Source organism: Peptoniphilus lacrimalis DSM 7455 (assembly GCF_000378725.1).
In the GTDB taxonomy this organism is placed as follows: domain Bacteria; phylum Bacillota; class Clostridia; order Tissierellales; family Peptoniphilaceae; genus Peptoniphilus_A; species Peptoniphilus_A lacrimalis.
Window position 1 is genome coordinate 232,082 of the sequence record NZ_KB900368.1, and the last position, 17,635, is coordinate 249,716.

Annotated in this window: 16 protein-coding genes and 1 tRNA gene; 7 read left to right on the top strand and 10 right to left on the bottom strand. The window is 29.5% G+C overall.

The genetic code is table 11. From position 1 onward, the window contains the following. Positions 1-27: 27 nt before the first annotated feature. From F594_RS0102680 to F594_RS0102690, 3 genes are read right to left on the bottom strand one after another with little or no spacing between them, the layout of a single operon-like run. A complete protein-coding gene (locus tag F594_RS0102680; protein WP_019034449.1) occupies positions 28-1,359 on the bottom strand; it encodes a GTP pyrophosphokinase in 1,332 nt (443 codons plus the stop codon). Between the two features lie 8 nt (positions 1,360-1,367). Further along, positions 1,368-2,117: a peptidylprolyl isomerase gene (locus tag F594_RS0102685; protein WP_009345204.1), complete on the bottom strand. Its 750-nt coding sequence runs from the start codon at positions 2,115-2,117 to the stop codon at positions 1,368-1,370. Between the two features lie 48 nt (positions 2,118-2,165). Continuing rightward, positions 2,166-2,855: an acyl-ACP thioesterase domain-containing protein gene (locus F594_RS0102690; RefSeq protein WP_019034450.1), complete on the bottom strand. Its 690-nt coding sequence runs from the start codon at positions 2,853-2,855 to the stop codon at positions 2,166-2,168. Positions 2,856-3,097: 242 nt separating this feature from the next. On the opposite strand from F594_RS0102690, the gene glmS reads away from it, so the two are divergent. The 3 genes from glmS to F594_RS0102705 all read left to right on the top strand — a co-directional run bounded on the left by glmS (position 3,098) and on the right by F594_RS0102705 (position 6,960). Then, positions 3,098-4,918: a glutamine--fructose-6-phosphate transaminase (isomerizing) gene (gene glmS / locus F594_RS0102695; RefSeq protein WP_009345199.1), complete on the top strand. Its 1,821-nt coding sequence runs from the start codon at positions 3,098-3,100 to the stop codon at positions 4,916-4,918. Between the two features lie 312 nt (positions 4,919-5,230). Continuing rightward, a complete protein-coding gene (locus tag F594_RS0102700; RefSeq protein ID WP_019034451.1) occupies positions 5,231-6,469 on the top strand; it encodes a hemolysin family protein in 1,239 nt (412 codons plus the stop codon). Then, the gene (locus tag F594_RS0102705; RefSeq protein ID WP_019034452.1) at positions 6,469-6,960 is read left to right on the top strand and encodes an LURP-one-related/scramblase family protein; all 492 of its coding nucleotides are present in this window, start codon (positions 6,469-6,471) and stop codon (positions 6,958-6,960) included. The genes F594_RS0102700 and F594_RS0102705 overlap by 1 nt, the downstream gene beginning before the upstream one ends. A 62-nt stretch (positions 6,961-7,022) precedes the next feature. Here the strand turns inward: F594_RS0102705 and F594_RS0102710 are convergent, their stop codons facing one another. Continuing rightward, positions 7,023-7,379 (bottom strand): hypothetical protein, encoded by a 357-nt coding sequence (locus F594_RS0102710; protein WP_019034453.1) that lies wholly within the window; start codon positions 7,377-7,379, stop codon positions 7,023-7,025. Positions 7,380-7,614: 235 nt separating this feature from the next. On the opposite strand from F594_RS0102710, the gene F594_RS0102715 reads away from it, so the two are divergent. Genes F594_RS0102715 through F594_RS0102725 form a run of 3 tightly spaced genes read left to right on the top strand, consistent with a single transcriptional unit; the run spans position 7,615 to position 10,198 of the window. Further along, positions 7,615-8,583 carry a P1 family peptidase gene (locus F594_RS0102715; RefSeq protein WP_019034454.1) on the top strand — a complete coding sequence of 323 codons (969 nt, stop codon included), beginning with the start codon at positions 7,615-7,617 and terminating at the stop codon, positions 8,581-8,583. Between the two features lie 46 nt (positions 8,584-8,629). Continuing rightward, positions 8,630-9,391, top strand: a complete 762-nt coding sequence (locus tag F594_RS0102720) for an ECF transporter S component (protein WP_019034455.1) — start codon at positions 8,630-8,632, stop codon at positions 9,389-9,391. An 18-nt stretch (positions 9,392-9,409) separates the two neighbouring features. After that, entirely contained in the window at positions 9,410-10,198 is a 789-nt protein-coding gene (locus F594_RS0102725; RefSeq protein ID WP_019034456.1) for a type III pantothenate kinase, read from the top strand. A gap of 110 nt (positions 10,199-10,308) precedes the next feature. On the opposite strand, the gene murI is transcribed toward F594_RS0102725, so the two are convergent. The 6 genes from murI to F594_RS0102755 all read right to left on the bottom strand — a co-directional run bounded on the left by murI (position 10,309) and on the right by F594_RS0102755 (position 17,096). Beyond that, complete coding sequence (gene murI, locus F594_RS0102730) at positions 10,309-11,121, bottom strand: glutamate racemase (RefSeq protein ID WP_019034457.1); 813 nt, start codon at positions 11,119-11,121, stop codon at positions 10,309-10,311. A 123-nt stretch (positions 11,122-11,244) separates the two neighbouring features. Further along, entirely contained in the window at positions 11,245-13,350 is a 2,106-nt protein-coding gene (locus F594_RS0102735; RefSeq protein ID WP_019034458.1) for a TRAP transporter permease, read from the bottom strand. After that, a complete protein-coding gene (locus F594_RS0102740) occupies positions 13,340-13,870 on the bottom strand; it encodes a DUF1850 domain-containing protein (protein WP_019034459.1) in 531 nt (176 codons plus the stop codon). The genes F594_RS0102735 and F594_RS0102740 overlap by 11 nt, the downstream gene beginning before the upstream one ends. Next, positions 13,870-14,931, bottom strand: a complete 1,062-nt coding sequence (locus F594_RS0102745) for a TAXI family TRAP transporter solute-binding subunit (RefSeq protein WP_019034460.1) — start codon at positions 14,929-14,931, stop codon at positions 13,870-13,872. The genes F594_RS0102740 and F594_RS0102745 overlap by 1 nt, the downstream gene beginning before the upstream one ends. Before the next feature lie 178 nt (positions 14,932-15,109). Then, the gene (locus F594_RS0102750) at positions 15,110-15,763 is read right to left on the bottom strand and encodes a PepSY domain-containing protein (protein ID WP_019034461.1); all 654 of its coding nucleotides are present in this window, start codon (positions 15,761-15,763) and stop codon (positions 15,110-15,112) included. Between the two features lie 10 nt (positions 15,764-15,773). After that, a complete protein-coding gene (locus tag F594_RS0102755) occupies positions 15,774-17,096 on the bottom strand; it encodes an aspartate kinase (protein WP_019034462.1) in 1,323 nt (440 codons plus the stop codon). A gap of 261 nt (positions 17,097-17,357) precedes the next feature. On the opposite strand from F594_RS0102755, the gene F594_RS0102760 reads away from it, so the two are divergent. Next, positions 17,358-17,433, top strand: a tRNA-Lys gene (locus tag F594_RS0102760). Positions 17,434-17,635: the final 202 nt, after the last annotated feature.

The window sequence follows — 17,635 nt, forward strand, 5'->3', positions numbered from 1 at the left end:
AATTTTCTCCTTTTGTATTAATTTATTTTAAAATTTATATTCTTTTTTAAATAATTCTTTTAAATCTTCTTTTCCTTCTATTTCAGAAAATTTTAGACTTTCTAAAATAAAATTGATTTTATTAATTGATTTTACCATTAAAAACTCTAAAGTAGTATTGTTTTTAAATTTATCTATAACTAAATTTAGAATAAAGTTTTCAATATCTCTTTTATCATCTTCACTTAAGTCGAAATTTTCGAATAGGTTTAAGATTAAAAGAGTATATTGGTATCTTACAAAGTGTATAAAATCTTCAAATATTTGATTATCTGATTCTTTATCAATTGTTGTTATTATTTTGAAAAATATATTCCATTCAAAATCTTTATTTAAAGAAGCAAGAATTAAATTTCCTATATTTCTTGTGAAAGAATCATAAAATTTTGGTTTTTCATCAACATTAATGTACTCTTCCAAGTTCATATCAAGTGTTGAAATCTCATTAATCCTATTAATTAAAGATATAAAATCTTCACCGTAAGAATTATCTTTATTCTTCTTAAGCTTCATAAATATGAACTCCACTATTATATCCGTGGAGACTTTAATGTTAAACACAAAGCCCAATTCCCCATAAATTTTATTTATGAAAACATCATGAATAATTTTTGAAAGCAAGACTTTTAGCTGCTTTTCTGCTGGGTCTTTGCCAGAAGCATCAGAGTTTGTTACATGGTCATATAAAATCATAAGTTGCTTATCTACCATGAATAAATTATCTATTATTGAGTGCATAATGTCCCTGAAAAAATCCTCAACAATCATATAATTATAATTTTTATAAAGAATTTTATGGTCTATTTCACCCCAAAATAAATTTACCAATGATTTTATTTGCAGTTCAAAAGAATATGAAGTCTTAGAATTTTTATATAAGCCGTCAAGTTTATATATTTTAAAACCATTATTTAAAACTTGTGGTTGTATATCTTCTAAATTAAGACGAATATTTTTATTTATATTTGAGGCATAATATCCCTTGCCACAATATATTCTAAATTCATCAATGATTTTTTGATAAATTTCTTTTTCATCTTTTATAAACCTACATTCAATTCTTAAACCTATCAAATCTGGTACTTTTTTAAAACCTTCGAAGGGAGTAGGATACTTTATGTAATAATTTCTCCTTATCAACTTTTCCCTTAAAGACTGCGGGGTCTTTATTCTGGTGGATAAGTTTAAAGCTCTTTCATCATCTTTTAATACATCAGAAAAGTAATTTCTAACCTCTTTATTGATGCTTACCAGTTCTTGCCTATGATATTCAAATAAATCTAATACATCATCAATATATTTAAAGAGCTCTAGTTTCATATTTCCTCCTAGTCAATATATTTAATTTGACTTTTTTCTCTTAATGAACTAATTTTATCTTTATATATTTCTTGTTCCTTTTGCCTTCTTATATCTTCTATTATATGGTCCCTAGATTCTTCAAGTGTCATCTCTTGTGCCTTATTTTTTTCAACTAACTTAATTATATGGTAACCAAATTGTGTCTTAACAGGCTTAGAAACTTCACCAACTTCCATATTAAAACAAGCATCTTCAAATTCTTTAACCATTTGACCTCTGGAAAATATTCCTAAATCTCCTCCATTTTCTTTTGAAGGGCAAGTTGAATTATTCTTAGCTTCTTTAGAAAAATCCGCTCCATCTTTAATTCTATTATAAATTTCCTCAGCCTTTTTTAAATCATCTACAAGAATATGACTAGCTCTTACTGTTTGATCTTTAGTAAAATGTTCTTTATGGTTATTATAAAAATCTTCAATTTCTTTTTCTGTAACTTCAATATTTGAAAGTAATTTTCCTAAAGTATAATTTAGTAGTAAGCTTTTCTTAGCTTGGTCTAAAACTTTTTGGAATTCTTCCTCTTTATCTTTTCCATTTTCTATTGCATCTTGATAAATTAATTCATGATGAATTAATTCTTCTATAACTTCTTTATTTTGATCTGAATTTACTAAGTGTTCTCTTAGTTTAGGATTTATAGAATTTATAAAAATATTATAATCTTCTCCTGTAATTTTCTTGCCATTTACTTCTGCTAAAATTTTATTTTTATCCATAAGTCCTCCTTATTTCTTATTTAATCATAACAAAGGAAGTCCTACTTTTCAATCATTAAAAATACACTTACCTTTTGCATTAAAGTCATTGGTTTTAATTGAAAAATTGTAGTTTTCCCCGTCTTTATAAATTAATAAATTAACTTTATTAGGATAATGAATTTCTTTCATGTATGTTATTGAAAAAACTTTTAATTTTTTAATCAGAGAATTATTTTCAAAACATTTTTCTAACCAAAAAACATATGAGGTATTGTGAACGTGACCATTTAAGTCTATCTGTTCTCTTTCTACATAAAAATTTTTTTCACAATAAATATCACCTTTTATACTAGCCTTTTCTATTTTTTCAAAATTCCTTTCTTGAATTAGCTGATAAGAGTCCTTTACAATTTGAGGTATTTCTATTAATTTTTTATTTTTCATATCAACTATCACATAAATTGCAGTGGCTTTTGCAAGTATGTGTCCATCTCTTTCTAAAGTGAACTCCCTATATGTGGAAATTTTGTCAAAATAAGATGGCCAAGTTTTACTTATATAGTCAGTTTTTGTTATGTTTCCATAAATTTGAACTTTCCACTTATATATCATCCATGACAAATTATTATCCTTAAAATATTTTTTTACAATAATTTTATCTGCTGAATCCTCTAGAGAAGTTTGCATAAATATCTCTAGCAAATCTCTAAGAGATAAATTTTTTTCAATTTTATAATGTTTTTTATACTTTTGCATATCCCTACCTCTTTTTATATTTTATCATTAAGTTTACACTTATTGTAACTTATGTTAAAATTTAGCAAAGGGATAAAAGTTATAGCGCCTGAGCCCAAGTGGCTGACGAGGAATGAAGTTATCGAAATTATCGGCGGATGCTTCATAGGTATCACAACCTGAATATTTAAAAAGAAGTACGAGCAATCTACTAACAAATTAAATATAGTGAATCCCTAATTTTTTTTATTGGAGGTTTTAATATGTGTGGAATCGTTGGTTATGTTGGCAAATTAAACGCAACTGATATAATCATTAAAGGTTTATCTGCCCTTGAATATAGGGGCTATGATTCTTCCGGCATTTCAATTCTTAAGGATGGGAGAATTTTTACTTTAAAAAGACCGGGTAGAATTTCAAACCTTAAAGAAGCTCTTAAGGAAAATCCCATTGAAGGAAATGTGGGAATCGGTCATGTGAGATGGGCGACTCATGGAGTTCCTAATGAAATTAATGCTCACCCTCACAATTCTATGAATAATACTATTTCTTTGGTTCATAATGGTATTATTGAAAATTATCTTGAACTTAAAAATTCATTATTAGAAGAAGGTTACACTTTCAAATCTCAAACAGATACAGAAGTTGTCAGTAACCTAATTGAAAAATTTTATAAAGGAAATTTACTTGATGCTGTAAATAAGACCCTTTCTCTTATAAGAGGTTCTTATGCCTTTGGTATTATTTGTAGTAAAGAAAAAGATAGGTTAATTGCCTGCAAAAATTCTTCTCCTCTTGTCGGTGGAATTTTTGATGATGGAATTATTCTTGCTTCTGATATTACATCTTTAATTTCATATACTAATAAGATCATTTATTTCCAAGACGGAGATGTAATTGATATAAATGGTAAAGATTATAAAATTTATAATAATGGTAAAGAAGTAAATAGAGAAATAAAAACAGTTAATATGTCTATGGATGCTGCATCTAAGGAAGGTTATCCTCATTTTCTTTTGAAAGAAATTCATGAACAACCAAAAGTTTTAGAAGAAGTCTTATCTGTAAGACTCAAAGATGGAAAAATCAACTTAGAACAAGGCGATTTTTCTTTAGACCAGCTAAAAAATTTCAATAAAATTTATGCTGTTGCCTGTGGAACTGCCTATCACGCTTGCCTAGGCATCAAATATTTCATGGAAAAAATCTTGCAAGTGCCTGTAATTTGCGAAGTCGCATCGGAATTTAAATATGAAAATTATTTTATAGATAAAAATTCTCTAATGATAGTAGTTTCTCAATCAGGAGAAACTGCCGATACAATTTCTGCAATAAATAAGGCTAAATCTGTTGGAGCCACGACTTTATCTATAACTAATGTTGTAGGGTCTACAGTTTCTAGATTAACTGATAGGGTAATGTATTGCTATTGCGGACCTGAAATTTCTGTAGCATCTACTAAAGCCTATACTTCCCAACTTCTTGCTGGATTTTTATTAGGTCTGGATATGGCATTTAAATTGGAAAAAATTTCAAAAGATGAATTAGATAATTATTTAAATCATTTGAAAGAAATTCCACAAAAAATTAGTCAAATTCTTAAAAATGAAGAAAACTATAAATTAATAGCTAATTCTATTAAAAATGCAAAGTCAATGTTTTATACAGGACGTGGACTTGATTATGTAACTGCCAAGGAAGGGGCATTAAAATTAAAAGAAATTTCCTATATTCATGCTGAAGCTTTCCAAACTGGAGAATTAAAGCACGGACCTTTGGCACTGATTGAAAAAGATACTCCAGTTATTTCCATAGCAACTCAAAAACACACCATGGAAAAAACTGCATCAAATAATGAAGAACTTCTAGCAAGAGGAGCAAAAGTTTTTGCAGTTGGATTTGTTGGTAATAAACTTTTAGAATCTTGTGCAGCTCAATTCATAGAAATTCCTGAAACTCTTGATTTATATGCACCGCTACTTGCAATAATTCCTTTGCAAGTAATAGCATATTATGTATCAAGTCTTTTAGGTAATGATGTTGATAAACCAAGAAACTTAGCAAAATCAGTTACAGTTGAATAAAAATTAAATAACTTATAAGACCTGTGTTTTTTCAGGGACTATCCTTTAAAGCCATATCTCAAAATTTTTGATTTTGTGCTAGGGCTTAGTCATGCCCATTTGCTATGTTAAAATTCAAAATTAGCCTTCCGAAGCGTAAGCTTATTGATGAATTTTATGAAGAGGATTGTCCCTGAAATTTTTTTATGAAATTTTTTTCAGTATTTAGTTTAAATTAATAATTTATATTTAATAAAAATTTTTTCAAATTTAAGAGATTTTTTGACAACTAAGTCTTTAGTAATTATAATTACTTAAGGGAGTGTTGTTTTAGTGGATTATATATTTTTGTTTCTTTCCCTTATATTTTTATACTTATCTTATAAATTTACTTTAATTGAAAATGCTTTTTTAGCCTTAAATTCAATTAAACTGAAAAAATTGGAAGAAGAAGAAACTGAAAATTTTGAGCTTATTCAAAAACTTGCCAAGGATGATGAATTATACCCAACAACTCTAGTTGTTGATTATTTTTCTAATTCATTGTGTGCAATTTTTGCAAGTTTATTTTTTTATGAGCACTTTAAAATTATAGGATTAATCCTTGGAGTTTTAATATCAACTATATTAATTATTACTTTCGGTGAATCTTTCCCTAGAAATTATGCGAAAAAATTTTACGGAAAAATTTGCCCAACTAATGCAAAATTAATGTCTTTTACTATAGGTTTTTTAAGACCGCTTTCTTATTTGATTTTAAAAATTTCTCAAGTTTTCTTAAAACTAACAGGTAGTTTTGATATTAATGAGCCTTTAATAACTGAAGAAGACCTCTACGATGCTATGAATAGAGGTAAGGCTGAGGGGCTTTTAGACCACAACGAATCACTTATGATTGAAAATGTAATGGACTTTCGTGATTCTTATGCTAAGGATATTATGACACCAAGAACTGATATAGTTGCTATTGATATTGAGTCTTCCTATTCAGAAATTATAGATTTGATATGTAAAGAAAATTTTTCAAGAATGCCTGTATATGAAGATAATATTGACAATATCATTGGTATTCTTAATGTTAAAGATTTATTCATGATGAATAAACATAAATCTTTAAAGGAAAACAAATCTTTCTTTAAAAAACCTTATTTCACCTATGAATATAAGGAAGTTTCATCATTATTTTCTGATATGAGAGCTCATAAAATTTCTGTTGCAATAGTTGCTGATGAATATGGTGGAACAACGGGTATGATTACTATTGAGGACTTAATAGAAAAAATTGTTGGTGCCATCAATGATGAATACGATAATGAAGATGACGAAGATATTATTAAACTTGGTCCAAATAAATATCTTGTAGATGGTGCAATGAATTTAGATGATTTAAATCAATTGACTGGCCTGGGGTTAGAATCTACAGAATTTGATTCTATTGGCGGTTTCATAATTGAAAAAATTGATAGATTCCCTAAGAAAAATGAAGTTATAATTTTAGATAATTTAAAATTTACTGTCAAGAAAACTTCTAAAAATAGAATTGATAAGGTACTTTTGGAGATTAAAAAATAATGGAAAAATTATACATTAAGCAAAAAGTTTTTAAAATTACAGACCACTATGCTGTAATTGATGAAAATAATAACGAGATTTATTATGTTGACCAAGATTTTAAGCTATTTGGAAATACTGTTCATGTTTCAGACAGAAATGATAATGAACTATTCACCATAAATAAAGTTATCTTAACTTGGCTACCTAAATATAATATTGAATTTACTGACGGAAGATTAATTGAAATTAAAGAAAATTTCGCATTTTTTAAAAAATCTTTAGAGATTTCCTCTGCTGATTTCGATTTAGATGTAAAAGGAGATTATTTATCCCTAAATTTCAAAATTTTTAACAATAATGATTTGATAGGTGAAGTTGAAAAAGCTTGGCTTTCTTGGGGAGATACATTTGAATTAACTGTATATGATGAAAATTATAGAGATCTTGTAGTGGCACTAACTATTGCTGTTGATGATATACTTGATGATGAAGCTAAAAGTCGACATTAGTTAAAATAAAAAGAATGCTATTTAAAAAATTTATGGAGAAGTATTTCTACTTCTCCATTTTTTTACTCTTTAATTTCCACTACTTTTATTTTTGAATTTTTCCATGAAGCCTCTTGCCCCAATTCATTTACAATTTCTATAAGAAGTGGGTCCTCGTCATAATCCTCATCAATGGGTTTAACTCTTATTTTTTCATCAAAAGGAATTCTATCTACCCTATCTCCCAAATCAATAAAAGTAATTACCCTATTTGTAGATTTTTTAAGGTATTTAATATTTTCAACTTTCTTATAATGCCTACCATCTCTTATGTAAAAATAAATTTTCTTGTTGTATTTTTTTGAGTAGTAAAGCTCGTAAACTTCAGCAGATAAGGAAAAATTTCCCAAAGGATTAAAATCAAAAACTATCTCTTTCATGAACTCACCACACTAATTATAACATAGTTTAAATTTTTACCATAGTTTTTGTAAATTTTATTTAAAAATGTCATACTAATTTTTAAGAAAATGAAAATTAAATCTTATTATATAAGCTTAATGGCTCAAAAATAAATTTTCGCATAATTTATGTCAGTCTAATTAATTATTTTGCTTTATGGAAATTCCGACAAGCTTTGTTATAATTAAATTATCTATTAAAGGAGGTTAAAAAATGTATCAAGGATTTTTGACAGATGTCGATGGGGTAAATCTTGGTCATTACCAAGATAAAAAAGCAGCTACAGGAGTAAGCGTTGCAATATTTCCTGAGGGTGCTACTTGTGGAGTTGATGTGAGAGGTTCTGCACCAGGGACTAGAGAAACAGACCTATTAAAGGCTGAAAATCTTGTAGAAAAAGTTCATGGTGTTCTTTTATCCGGAGGCTCTAGCTACGGACTTTCTGCAGCAAGTGGCATTATGAAATATTTAGAAGAAAAAAATATTGGTATGGATGTAAGTGTTTGTAAAGTACCTATTGTTGTGGGGGCTGTAATTTTTGATTTGGGGATTGGGAATCCCTTTGTTAGACCTGCTCATGAAATGGGTTACAAAGCCTCAATAAATATCAGTGATAATGATAAGAGCATGGGAAATATTGGTGCAGGTTGTGGTGCAAGTGTTGGAAAAATTTTAGGCAATGATTATGCAATGAAATCTGGTATTGGTCAATCAAGTTTAAAAGTTGGTGATTTATTAGTTTCATCTATTACGGTTCTTAATGCTTTTGGCGATATTTTTGATTACGAAAAGTCAATTCAAATCGCAGGATGTTACGATAGGAAAAACTATAAATTTTTATCTACCGAAGACCTTTACAAAAATATGAATTCAGACTACAATGCTTTTAATAGAGCTACTAACACAACAATTTCTTTAGTAACAACCAATGCCCTTTTAACAAAAGCTAATTGTAATAAGGCCTCACAGATGGCTCATGACGGATACGCAAGAGCAATAAATCCCGTTCATACTATGTTTGATGGAGATACTATTTTTACATGTTCAACAGGAAAGGTCAAGGCAGATGTTTCCCTTGTAGGTATGCTTGCTGCAAAATCTATAGCTAGATCAATTGCCAATGCTATTTATTGTAGCCATGCCTCTTATGGCTTAATATCTTATAAAGAGATTAGTAAGTAGATTCTAAATATTGAGCAGTATCATTGAGCTGCATCAGGAGGAATAAATGAATAATACATTAAGAAAAGACGGCTTAAATGCCAGGAAACTAATTTTAGTTTCTGTACTTGGGGCAATAACCATTGTTTTAGGAATGACCCCTTTGGGATTTATACCATTAGGTGTAATTAATGCGACAACTATGCATATCCCAGTAATAATAGCTAGTATTGTAGAAGGCCCTATTGTGGGAGCTTTAGTTGGTCTTATTTTCGGAATAAGTTCACTTTTAAACGCACTTTTAAAAAACGCATCGCCTGTTGCATTCGTTTTTTATAATCCTTTAATTTCCATATTTCCAAGAGTTTTAATAGGTATAACTTCATATTACGCTTGGTCTTTACTTAAAAACTTAAAAACTGACAAAATTAAAATTTTATCAAGAATTATATGGTCAGTCATTTCAATTTTTTTAGCTTTTCAATGCATTAATGGATTCTCTGATATGTCACAGTTGAATAAAATATGTATGGGGATATTTTTAGCAGCATCTCTTGTTATGACTATATATTCATTTTTAAAAATTGATGATAATTTCCCAGTAGTTGTAGGAGCTTTTATTGGCTCTATGACAAATACAATTTTTGTACTTGGTGGAATTTATTTATTTTATGCAAAAAGATATATGGAGGCTATGAATATGCCTCTTGAAAATGCCAAGGCTGCTATTCTTGGAGTATCTATAACAAGTGGGATTCCTGAAGCTATTATCTCTGTAATTATTACAAGTGCAGTGGTAAAAGCTTTAAAACTATCCAAAGAATTTTAATAATTAAGAGGTTTTTTCATGTTACTTGCCGCTAATATAAATAATAAATTTATTGAATTTGGAATATTTGATGATGAAAAATTAATAGGTAATTTCAAAATAAAAACTGACATAAATAGGTCTATAGATGAATTATCTTTTCTTATCAAGAACTTAATCATGGAAAGAAACATTAAATTACAAGACATTGATGATGTTATCGGTTCAAATGTTGTGCCAGAGCTTACAATTTTTTTTGAAAAACTTATTAAAAATTTATTTAATAAGAATGTTATTTTTGTAGGAACAGGTATAAAAACGGGTTTAGATATTAAATGCGAGAATCCAAAGGAAGTTGGTTCAGACAGGATAACCATGGCTGTAGCTGGTTTATCATCAACGAAAAGCCCGCTTTTAATAGTTAATATGTCCCATGTAACAACAATAGATATGATTAATAAAGAAAATAAATTTATTGGCGGTCTTATATTTCCCGGCATAGACCTTTGCCAAGAAGTCTTAAAAAAAGAAAGTGCAAAACTTCCTAATGTGGAGATTGTTGCTCAAGAAAAGATTATTGGCAACTCTACAAGATCTGCAATGATCTCAGGTCTATACAGGTCTTATATTAATGCCTGTAAGGGTATTATAAGCGACATAAAAAACAGTAATGACTTAAATAATGATAAGATTAATATTGTTTTAACAGGAGATTTCTCTGAGCTTTTAGATGATGTTGAAAATTCAAACATTCATAGAGATAAATTTTTAATATTTGAAGGCTTAAAAATTATATATAATCTTAATAAAAATAATAAAAATAAATAGACTTAAATATTATTTTTATTATTTTAATAAGAATTTAATAAGAAATTAAAAAGATATAAGAGCTAGCATGTGACTAACTCTTATATCTTTTTTTAAAGATAAATTTGTAATTAATCTAATACTTTTTCACTTAAACTGATTTTGTAATCATTAACGCTGATCAATTTTTCTAAGGTACTTTTAAATTTCTCCTTATGTGAAGAAACATAAAAATCAATTGATTCTTCATCATGGTCACCTAACATATCGTGGTTTTCCAAATATTCTTTAAGTTCATTTATAGTAATCTCCGCAGGGTCGACAAGTTGAACCTTCCTATCGAATTTATCCAAAATTCTTTTAAAAGTATTTTCAACTATAGGAAAATGAGTACAGCCTAGAATCAAAGCATCATATTCAAAATCCTCAAATTTATCTAAATATTTATTGATGACAGGCACTATTACTTCATCTCTTAAATCCCCATTTTCAATGGCAAGGACAAGATCTGGACAGCCTATCTCCTTTATATGAATATTTGATGAATAGGATTCAAAAAACTTATCATATACCCCACTATTAACTGTACCTTCTGTTGCAAGTAAAGCTACTTTTTTTGATTTACTCTTGTGCAAAGATTCTTTGACTGCAGGCTCAACAACGCCAAAAATTGGAAAATCAAAAAGTTCTCTTGCTTTTTTTATTCCATAACACGTTGCCGTATTGCAAGCTATAACAGCCATTTTTACATTTTTGCTTCTGAAAAATTCCATTGCCTGGCAGGTATATCTTTCGATATCTTCTTTGCTTCTAACTCCATATGGCATTCTAAGCGTATCCCCATAATATATATATGATTCTCTAGGAATTTCACCTAAGGATACTTTAAGAACACTTAAACCACCCACTCCAGAATCAAAAAAACCTATTGACCTGTTATCCACTAACTTACACCTCTCAAAAAGAACCTCTAATTAAAATTTTTTTATTATTAGGCTTTGGGAAACCTTGATATTAAACAATAAAATGGTTACAAGTATAAAATACTTGCAACCTAAATTTTTAAACTATGCTGCTTGCGCTTTATTTTTATTCAATAACTTTTGACTAATAAAAATTAAAGCTAAGGCACCTAAGCCTATAATATCAGTTAAAGTGTTGGGGTCAAGAAGTCCTAGAGCGGCAATTATAAGTATTATTCTTTGCCATGGTCTTAATCTACCAAACAGATACCCTTCTACGCAACCTGCCAGACATATTGTTCCTATTAAGGCTGTTGCAATATTAGGAAGAGCTGCTGTTATCGGCAACCACGATATTGTCGTTCCTACTACCTTATCTATCATTACTAGATGTGGATTTATACAGAATATATATGGTATTATAAATGCCCCAAGGGCCAGTTTAAATGCCTGGAATCCTGTCTTCATAGAGTTTGCTCCCGCAATTCCAGCTCCTGCATAAGCTGCTAGGGCAACTGGTGGAGTAACGTCAGCAACTACACCAAAGTATAGGATAAATAAGTGAGCACACATCAAGTTTACACCAAGTTTTGTTATAGCTGGAACAGCCATTGTCGCAAGTACAATATATTTTGCTGTTGTTGGAAGTCCCATACCTAAAATAATTGAAGAAACCATTGTTAATATTAGGGTTGGAATCAATCTTCCTTGAGCTATTTTTACTATTACTTCAGCTATCTTTAATCCAAATCCTGTTAATGTAACTACGCCTACAATCATACCGGCACAAGCACAGGCACAAGCAACTCCTAGAGCACCTTTAGCACCTGATTCCATTGCTTGCAGAACTGATTTATATGTGAATGATCCGTCTTTTTTAACTAATGCAGCGATAAATGCTACTACAACACCTACAACTATACCAGCAAGAGCTGCGTTCATAGGTGGTTGTTGTTTCACTAACATATATACTATAGCAATTAATGGAAATAGTAAATAGCCTTGCTTTAAAATTATATTAGAAATTTTTGGCAACTGTTCTCTAGGTAGACCTTTAAGACCTATTTTACAAGCTTCCAAGTGAACCATAGTACCAACTGCAATATAATATAATACAGCAGGTATAACTGCAGCCTTAACAATTTCTATATATTGGAATCCTGTGAAGTCAGCCATAATAAATGCAGCGGCACCCATAACTGGTGGCATAATTTGTCCACCTGTTGATGAAGTTGCTTCAACGGCTCCAGCATAATAAGGAGCATATCCTACTTTTTTCATAAGTGGAATTGTAAAAGCACCTGTAGTTACAGTATTAGCAACTGATGAACCTGAGATTGAACCCATAAGTCCAGAAGATACTACTGAAGTCATGGCTGGACCTGATCTTGTTGAACCTGTCAATGCGTAAGCAAAATCAATGAAGAATTGACCTACACCTGTCTTATCCAAGAATGAACCAAACAATATAAACATAAATACGAAAGTTGATGAAACTCCTAATGGAGTACCCATAATACCTTCTGTAGTCATATACATATGAGAAACAATTCTTGTAATTCCGAATCCTCTGTGATTTAAGATTCCCGGCATATGTCTACCAAAATATGCAAATAATAGAAATACTATTGTTACTATAGGAAGTTCCGGTCCTACAACTCTTCTTGTTACTTCAAGGGTAAGTAAAATTGCAAGTATACCGAAAACTTCATCTATGGTACTCATTTTACCGCCCTTCAAAGCTATGTATTCTATGTTTGTAAATATATATCCCCATACAACTATGGATAAAATTATTAATATCCAATCAGGTATATCAATTTTATTTTTACTTGATTTTTTAAAACCTGGATATAAGGCAAATCCTAGTGAAAAAGCAAAGATTAAATGTAAAGACCTTTGTTGCATAGCAAGTAGTGTTCCCCTTGCTGCTGTAAATAAATGGAAAGCTGACATAAGAATTGCTACAACAGTAACAAGTAGTGCAGTTTTTCCTGATAATTTACGAAGCTTGCTTGAATCTAGGTCATACTTTTCCAAAAGTTCATCGACATTTTTTGTTGCCTTTTTTGTATCAGTTAAATCACCCAATTCACCATGATCTACATTATTATTTATCTCATTTATGCCTTTGTCTTTTTCATTAGCATTATCAGTTTTTATTTCTTCATTAAGATTTTCATTTTTGTTTTCTAAATTTTTATCTACCAACTTGGCACCTCCTTAATAAATAGTTAAAAATAGAAATCCTTTTTGTTGAAAATTCTAAAGCTTCACGAGGCTCAGAAAATTCAAGAAAATATTCTAACTTATTACCAATTTTAAGTCTGTGGTTAGCTCTTACTGCCCCTGTCCTATAGATAAAAGAATCAAAAGGTTCATTCATATCATAAAGAACAAAATCTCCACCTTTTTCATGCTTAAACTTATAAATCAAGTTTACCGGCAATCCGGCACCTTGAGAGTTATACCTTTCTTCCATCAGAATAAGCTTATCTCCCTTTGCCTTATACCACTCACTTGTTTCTGTAAGCATAACCGAATGGGTATAAATAATTCCAAATAAGCTATCTTTTTTAATATATTCAACTTTTTTTAAGTCTTTTGTGAAATTGTCCCTTATGAATAGAACATTAATCTTTATTAAAGAAAGACAGAGAATTATAGCAATAAGAATAAAGAGAATTGGAAGAAAAATCTTTCTTCCAATTTTCTTATTATTTAATTTCATTATTTTTTAACTTCATCAAAGAATTTTTGAGCACCTGGATGTAGGTCGATACTCATACCATCTAATGCTGTATCAAGAGAAATATCTCCACCTCTTGCGTGAGATTCTTTCATTACATCAAGGTTATCAAATAATAACTTACAAATGTTATAAGCATCTGCATCTGCCATTTCAGAGCTTACTACTAACATTGATTGAACTGCAACTACAGAAACGCTGTCCTTTTGGTTTTTATATTCTTTTGGATTAACATCCATGTGAACATAGTAAGGATATTTTTTGATTAATTCATCAGCCTTATCTGCTGCTATTGGTACTAAATGTACATCATAAGTTGTAGCAAGTTCAGTAACTGCTGAAGATGGAATAGCTGCAACAACAAATGCTGCATCAATTTGTCCACTCTTAATTTGATCTGCAGATTCTGTGAATGATAAGTGGTCACATTTTCCTAAATCATCATAAGTTAATCCGTAAAGTTCAAGAATTTGTTTTGCGTTAACTTCAACACCTGAACCAGGGTCGCCAACTGCAACTTTCTTACCCTTCATGTCTGCTACTGATTCTATACCTGAATCATTAGAAGCAATTATTTGAACAATTTCAGGATATAAAGTACAAAGTCCTCTGATATTTTCAAGTTTATTTCCTTCAAAATGTTCTTTACCATTTACAGCATAGTAAGAAACATCATTTTGTACTAGGGCAATTTCTGCATCTCCCTTGTTAATTAATTCCAAGTTTTCAACAGAAGCTCCAGTTGCTTGAGCAGTTGCTGTATATCCTAGGTTTGCTCCATTTAAAATATTAGAAAGAGCTCCCCCAAGAGGATAATATGTACCTCCTGTACCACCCGTTGCTATAGATATATAGCCACCTTCTGTTTCTTGTGTTCCTTCAGCTTTAATTGTTGCATCACTTGATGCTGCTGCGTTTTCTGTAGCGGTAGCGTTTTCTTTGTTAGCTTTATTGTCAGCCTTATTTGTGCCTCCACAAGCTGTGAAAGAAAGAGCCACCATGACCAATGTCATAACTAATGCGAATAGTCTTTTTTTAGTCATAATAATCCTCCTTATTAAATTTTCCAAATAAACTAAATAGAGTATTTGTTTATCTGTCAATATTATTTTAACTTAAAGGAAAACAATTGTCAATTCCATATTTGTAAATAACTTTAATAATTTTTTATTATTTAATAGAAAAAAAGACCCTCCACACACGAAGGTCTTAATTAAAATTCTACTCAGATAGATCTTTTTCTAAAAGTTCTCCACTTTCTAAATTATAAGTGAATTCAGCTTCCTTACCTTGAGAATTTTCCAGTTCAACATCAAATTTACTTATTCCATCATCAAAATATAAGGAATAATCTTTCAATAAATAATCTTGACCTGCTTTAGCAATAGATTTATTAACCAAATCATCAATTCCACCAAGCATATCTGCAAGTATTATAGCAGTTGAAGATGTCTTTTCCTTTTTTGATTTATCTCTTATTATTGAACTGTCCGTAGCATTAATTTCTACTTCGTATTCTCTTTCTTGATCATAAGCTTCAATTTCATATTTAGCTAATTTTTTATATAAATCTTTAGAAAATGAAAATTCATTAATATTTGTGTTTGGATGCAAGTCATTAAACTTTTTAAAAGCATCTTCCTTAGTTAAATTTACATTTACATCTTTAGTTAAATTTTTATCACTTACAGATTCATTATTTATATTATCCGTCTTATTATTTCTATTGTTATTGTTTTTTAATTCCTTATCTTGGCTAGCATCCATCTTATTATTTGTATTATTTATATTTTTGTTGGTATTAGTATTTGTCACATTTTTGGCACATGCACTCAATAAAATAAGGGATAAAGCTAATCCAATTATCTTTTTCATAATATTTCTCCTAGTCTAGAAAGGCATGATAAATTGATTTTATGGCATTTTCAAAATCTTTTTCATCTATACCCACAATTATATTCATTTCTGACGAACCTTGGATTATCATTTGTATATTAATATTTTCCTTGGCTAAGGCATTGAATAGTTTTGCTGAAACGCCTATATGCTTAATCATTCCCCTACCAACAACAGAAATCAAAGCAATTCCCTTTGTAACTTTAACTTTATCAGGTCTTAAAAATGTTTTGATTTCAGATATGATTGAATCTATTCCGCCTGTTAAATATTTATCAGAAATTATTAATGATACTGAATCAATACTTGAAGGCATATGCTCGATAATAACATTATTAACCTCCATAACTGACATTAATTTCCTATGGAAGCCTTTTTCGTTATTCATCTTTGTTTTTTCAATATTTATTACTGTAAAATTTTTTCTGCCTGCAATTCCTGTAACGCCACTTGTGTTCTTATCAAGGCTAGCTTTTTCATCTGGAACTATCATAGTTCCCTTATCATCTGGTTTAAAGGTATTCTTTATTATAACAGGAATTCCAGCCTTAGAAACTGGAAGTATTGCTTCTTCATGAAGAATACTTGCACCAGCATAAGAAAGCTCCCTCAATTCCCTATATGTTAAGACATCAATATGTCTTGGGTTTTTAACGATTTTTGGATCGCAAGTCATAAAACCTGAAACATCAGTCCAATTTTCGTATAAATCGCTCTTTAAACCTGCGGCAATAATTGAGCCTGTCAAATCTCCTCCGCCTCTAGAAAAAGTTCTGATATTACCATCATTATCACTGCCATAAAAACCAGGAATTACATAAGATTTTCCGCTTTCTCTTAATTTATAAATTTCATCATAAGATTTTTCTTCAAGAAAAAATCCCTTATCATCAAATAAGATTAAATTTTTTGCATCAACAAACTCATATCCCAAAAAGTTAGCTAATATTTGTGCATTAATAAATTCACCACGACTGGCTATATATTCACGAGATTTTCCTTCTCTCAAGTCTTTATCCAAATTACTCAAAGCTGAATCTATATCAAAAGTAATATCAAGATTATTTACAATTTCTCTATATTTCATATTAATTGAATCTAAAATCTCACTATAATTAATCTTATTACTTGCTAAATCATAGGATAAGTAAAGAAGGTCTGTAATTTTACTATCTGATGCATTTGCCTTTCCAGGCGCCGATGCAACAATAAATTTTCTATTTTCATCAGCTTTTACTATCTGAAAAACTTTTTTAAATGTATTGGAATCTCCTAATGATGAGCCGCCAAATTTAGAAACTATTATTTTCATCCTATCTCCCCCTATAACATTACATTTTACGGATTAAAAAAACTTTAGTCAATAGGTAATTTCTATAAGATTAAATATTGCAATTTGTTAATCTAATCAATACTTTATAATACATTAAGAAAAATTCTAAAAACTCCCATAAAATTAGATATAATTTCATGAATAAATTACTTTTTTTGTAAAAAAAACTTGACAAAAATATAAAAAATCCTTTATAATATACCTTGTCGCTAAATGAAAAATAAATTATTTTTTACTTGTGCACCTTTAGCTCAGATGGTAGAGCAACTGACTCTTAATCAGTGGGCCCAGGGTTCGAGTCCCTGAAGGTGCACCATTTTATTTGTATTTTTAGTTTATGTTATTTTCTAAAAATACTGACCAAACACTTGTTGATTTTATCTTCAAGTGTTTTTTTATTTTTTATCAGATTTTCAAGTCTTAATTGATACTTTTCTCTAATTTAATTTTTATTACTAATAATTTAAGTCAATTTTAAGATTGCCAAATCACTTAGTAACAAATCAGATATTCAAAAT